The 1,639-nt window shown below is 71.9% G+C and carries 3 protein-coding genes; all 3 read right to left on the bottom strand.

Annotation, left to right across the window (positions count from 1 at the left end):
• The coding region (locus tag G6031_RS14895; RefSeq protein WP_182653667.1) for an NAD(P)H-binding protein at positions 1-272 on the bottom strand (272 nt) is incomplete at its 3' end.
• A complete protein-coding gene (locus tag G6031_RS14890) occupies positions 269-526 on the bottom strand; it encodes an HPr family phosphocarrier protein (protein ID WP_179523815.1) in 258 nt (85 codons plus the stop codon). The genes G6031_RS14895 and G6031_RS14890, both read right to left, overlap by 4 nt.
• A gap of 100 nt (positions 527-626) precedes the next feature.
• A partial coding sequence (locus G6031_RS14885; protein WP_182653666.1) for a PTS fructose transporter subunit IIC occupies positions 627-1,639 on the bottom strand: 1,013 nt, incomplete at its 5' end.

Genomic DNA, 1,639 nt, shown 5'->3' with positions numbered 1-1,639 from the left:
GACGCGCCCGCCGCGTCCTCGGCCCGGAAGCCGGGCCCGGACCCCATCCGGTGGACCAGGTAGACGACCGAGTCCACTCCGTTCAGGGCGTCCGGGAGGCACCCGGGATCGAGGACGTCGCAGCGGACGGTCTCCACGCGGTCGCCCCACCCGTGGGTCCGGGCCCGCCGGGGATCGGTGGCGCCGGCCCGGACGCGGTGCCCCCGGGCCAGCAGCGCGGGGACGAGACGCGATCCCAGGTACCCGCCCGATCCCACGACGAGGACGGTCATCCCGCGTCGAGGTCCTGTTCGATGAGGGCGGCGATCTCGGCCACCGCGGTGGCGTCGTCCCCGCTCACCGTGACCTCGGCCCCCTTCTCGGCTCCGAGCGCCATGATGAGCATGGCCGAGGCGGCGTCGGCCTCCTCGCCGTCGTACGTGATCTCGATATCCGTGTCGTACTTCTCGGCGGCCTCGGCGATGATCCCCGCCGGGCGGGCGTGCAGGCCCTCGGCGGATCCCACGATGACGGTCGTGTTGGGCATGGTCTCTCCTCGTGACTGGTGAAGTGTGGAACTGGGGGCTGATCAACCGGCGAGCCGGTCGGGTGGCGTCAGGCAGCCACTGGCTCAGGCGGCCACTGGCTCAGGCGGCCACGGTGGCGGGCGCCGGGGCCGTGACGGGGGCGGGATCGCGGCGGGCGCTCTTGGCCAGGACCACGGCGGTGGTCGAGACCAGCATCCCCGCGAGGATGGCGACCAGGTAGCCCCACACCGGGTTGATGGCGAACACCACGAACAGGCCGCCGTGCGGAGCGTAGGACTCCACCGAGAATGCCATGATGAGCGCTCCGGTGACCGCGCCACCGGCCATCATGGACGGGATCACGCGGACGGGGTCGGCCGCGGCGAACGGGATCGCGCCCTCGGTGATGAAGCTGGCACCCAACAGGAAGGCGGCCCGGCCGTTCTCCTGCTCGACCTCGGTGAACAGGCGCTTGCGGACGACCGTCGCCAGTCCCATGGCCAGCGGCGGCACCATACCGGCGGCCATCACGGCCGCCATGATGCGGAGCGAGGCCGGGTTGTCGGCGACCAGGCCGGCGGTGGCGAAGGTGTACGCGGCCTTGTTGACCGGTCCGCCGAGGTCGAAGCACATCATGAGCCCCAGGATGATGCCCAGCAGGATCACCGAGGACCCGCTCATCCCGCCCAGCCACGACTCCATGGCGGAGGTCAGCGAGGCCAGCGGGCGGCCGAGCAGCAGGAACATCAGCAGGCCGATCGCGAGCGATCCGAGCAGCGGGATCAGCACCACCGGCATGAGGCCGGACAGCCAGCGCGGGGTCTTCCAGGTGGTCATCCACCGCACCAGGTAGCCGGCGAGGATGCCGGTGACGAGCGCGCCGATGAACCCGGCGCCGAGGGTGGCCGAGAGGGCGCCGCCCACGAATCCCGGCGCGATGCCCGGGCGGTCGGCGAGGCCGTAGGCGATGTACCCGGACAGGACCGCGATCATGAATCCCATCGCGGCCTGGCCGATCGCGAACAGCACGGCGCCGATGTACAACCGCAGGCCCGCGTGGGTGAGCATCTCGGCTCCGGCGGTCCCGGCGGAGACGATCTCGCCGTCGAGGTACCAGACCTGGCCGGGCAGGT

The sequence above is a fragment of the Dietzia sp. CQ4 genome (assembly GCF_014145125.1).
Taxonomy (GTDB): domain Bacteria; phylum Actinomycetota; class Actinomycetes; order Mycobacteriales; family Mycobacteriaceae; genus Dietzia; species Dietzia natronolimnaea.
The sequence above is the reverse complement of the archived record's forward strand: the minus strand, read 5'-3'. Positions and strand labels throughout refer to the sequence as shown.

What these genes read in the sequence shown, in the direction of transcription:
- G6031_RS14890 (WP_179523815.1), bottom strand. Translation starts at nt 526, where the DNA reads ATGCCCAACACGACCGTCATCGTGGGATCCGCCGAGGGCCTGCACGCC.